Origin of the sequence: Mesorhizobium sp. M4B.F.Ca.ET.089.01.1.1 (assembly GCF_004022605.1) — a bacterium.
In the GTDB taxonomy this organism is placed as follows: Bacteria; Pseudomonadota; Alphaproteobacteria; order Rhizobiales; family Rhizobiaceae; genus Mesorhizobium; species Mesorhizobium abyssinicae.
In genome coordinates this window covers 1-2,819 of the sequence record NZ_RZOS01000602.1, presented here as the reverse complement: position 1 = coordinate 2,819, position 2,819 = coordinate 1, and the positions used below count along the sequence as shown (strand labels likewise).

Annotated in this window: 3 protein-coding genes; 1 reads left to right on the top strand and 2 read right to left on the bottom strand. The window is 64.8% G+C overall.

The annotated features are described in order from the left end of the window. Both EN780_RS31380 and EN780_RS31375 read right to left on the bottom strand, forming a co-directional pair. The coding region (locus EN780_RS31380; RefSeq protein WP_133372798.1) for a class I SAM-dependent methyltransferase at positions 1–616 on the bottom strand (616 nt) is incomplete at its 3' end. Between the two features lie 107 nt (positions 617–723). Further along, positions 724–1,830 carry a LacI family DNA-binding transcriptional regulator gene (locus EN780_RS31375; RefSeq protein WP_187331346.1) on the bottom strand — a complete coding sequence of 369 codons (1,107 nt, stop codon included), beginning with the start codon at positions 1,828–1,830 and terminating at the stop codon, positions 724–726. Positions 1,831–2,448: 618 nt separating this feature from the next. Here EN780_RS31375 and EN780_RS31370 point away from each other — a divergent pair. Then, positions 2,449–2,819, top strand: a 371-nt coding sequence (locus EN780_RS31370) for a substrate-binding domain-containing protein (protein WP_145971012.1), incomplete at its 3' end; no start/stop codon positions are given.

Genomic DNA, 2,819 nt, shown 5'->3' with positions numbered 1-2,819 from the left:
GATCCGCATGGACTATGCGGATCATCAGCTCGGTCTCGGTGACGTCGGCCAGGCCCTGCTCGACGAAGGTGCGCTTCATCTCGCCCGGCTGCATCATCGGCTGGAAGCAATAGCGGCTGCGCATCTGGCGACCACTTTCGCTGAGCGCGGCAACCGTGTCGATCATCATGCGCATGCCGGGCATGCCGCCGAGATGGTCCCACACAACCGCTGCCACAACGCCGCCCGGCCGCGTCACGCGGCGCATCTCGGCCACCGCCTTGCCGGCCTCCGGCACGAAATGCAGCACGAGCAGCGCCAGCGCGCGGTCGAACGCGTCGTCCGCGAACGGCAGCGCGGTGGCGTCGGCTTGGCTGAAGGTAGTGCGCGGATCGGTGTTGCGTGCCTTAGCCGCCTCGATGAAAACGGGCGAGAAGTCGATGGCCTGGATTTCGGCGACGCCGGCGGATTTCGCCAGCTCGAAGGTCAGGCTGCCGGTGCCGCAGCCGACGTCGAGGATTTTTTCGCCGGCGGCCAGTCCGGCGAAGTCGATGAATTTGGGCGCCAGCCTGCGGCTCCAGCGACCCATCAGCTGCTCGTAGCCGGATGCCTGGTGCACGGTGAAGCTCGACGTCATCTCGCTCTCCCTTCGCTGGCCTCAGGCTAGACCTCGACGGGATCGATGCCAAGCGGTGGCGCAATCGACGCGATCACAGGCAAGGATAGCGTGGTGTGTAACGGCTTCTATGTGGACGACTTCACGGTCGCCACGCTCTCCCGCTCCACCAGCGGGCATTCCAGCTTGGTGATGGGATAGCGGCCGCGGCCCGGCGTGGGCGGCGCTTCCAGCTGCTCGATCGCCCATTGGCCCATCGCCATATGCGGCAGGATCGATGTCGTCAGCGGCGGGAACAGATGGCGGGCGATCTCCTCGTCGTCATAGCCGACGACGGAAATATCCTCGGGGATATGCAGGCCGGCCTCCTTCAGCGCCTCGTAGCAGCCAATCGCGGTGCGGTCGTTCTGGCAGAAGATGGCGGTCGGGCGCTCCTTCAGGGCAAGCAGCTTGACGGTCGCGGCATAGCCGGCGCTGGCCGACCAGTCGCCCTCGACCACCAGCTCCGGATCGAAGGGGATGTCGGCGGTGGCGAGCGCGCGACGATAGCCTTTCAGCCTATCTTGAGCCGCCTGCATCCAAGGCTCGCCGGTGATGGTGGCGATACGGCGGTGGCCATGGCCGATCAGATGCCTTGTCGCGCTCTGGCCGCCGGCGATCTCGGAGGGCACGACGGCCGGGAAGGCATAGTCGGCGGTGTAGCAGTTGAGCAGGATGACCGGGATGTCGAGGCTGTAGAGGAATTCGGGCGCCGCGATCTCGCGGGTGAAGATGGTCATGTAGATCAGCGCCGAGATGCCGCGCCTCGTCAGCGCTGAAATAGCGCGCGGCTCCATGACGGCATCGCCCATGGTCTGCGCGACAAGCAGCACGTTGCCGGCATTCCAGGAGGCCTGGCGCGCGCCCTCGATGGCGACCACCGCCTCGGGGCTGGTGGCGAGCTGGTCGACGGCGAAGCCGATGACGCCGTCCAGCCCCTCGAATGGCGTCACCGGCGGCCGCAGGGCGGAAAACACCGGCGGCGAGTAGCCCAGCGACCGCGCCGCTTCGATCACCCGGTCGCGGGTCTGCTGCGAGAGCCTGATGCCGGGCGAATTGTTGAGCACGAACGACACCGTCGCCTGCGAGCAGCCGGCGGCCCTGGCGATATCGGTCATGGTGACGCGGCCCTTGGGCCTGGCGGCGCGTCGCCTGGACGCCTCCGGGGGATCGCGCAATTCCGTCGGTTCGCTCATGGTCGTTTTCCCAAACCCGGCCAGTTGTTAAGCAAAGGCCGGCAGCAACGGCAAGATGGCTTTCGTGGAAGCGCATTTATCGAAATGCAGCTTGATTATAACTATTACCAAACGCGACGCATTCCGCGCCGGCCGCGCCGCACGCCGACGAAACGACCGGACAAGGTCAGCAAAGCTGACGATTTCCCGTAGAATTTCCGCGCGATGGCCCGCTTTGCCGCTGGCGCTCTTCTTCCTCCCTTGCGCTCCGCTTTGGCTGCCAGATCTCCCGTCCGGCTGTATCGGCCATCCTCAATAACTAATACTATTTACTAATAGCCGTAAGCGTTCTACTGTCAACTCGTCGTTACCGGATCCGGGCTTCCGGCTGGTGGCGTCAAGGCGTGCGATGCGGTGCGCCATCGGGCCGGCAAGCCGCCGGAAGAGGGTCGCCGCACACTCACGAAAATGTCAGACAAATCGGACTATTTACGAACTGCGAATGAGTGTCTAGTGTCTCGGTCGCGGCTGGATTGGCGCCATTTCTAGGTTGCCGGATCTGGGGCCAAACCCTTGAGGAGAGGGGTGCCCGCGCCGCAAGCGACACATTCTGTCTGTGTTTCAAAAGGGAGGTTGAACATGAAATCTGTGATCCGAACTGCGTCCATCGCCGCCGCGGCCCTGGCGCTTGGCCTGTCGGCGAGCGCGATCGCGCGCGCCGACGACAAGCCGACGCTGGCCTTCGTCGTCAACGGCGCATCCGACTTCTGGAAGGCGGCGGAAGCCGGCGTGAAGAAGGCGCAAGGCGAGCTGCCGGACTATAATCTGGAGCTGAAATATCCGGAGCAGTCGTCCGTCGCCATCCAGCAGCGGCTGATGGATGACCTGGTGACGGCCGGCGTCAAGGGCATCATGGTCTCCGCCGTCGACCCCAAGACCTCGACCGACGGGCTGAACAAGATCGCGTCCCAGACGGCGCTGTTCACCACCGATTCGGACGCCCCGCAGAC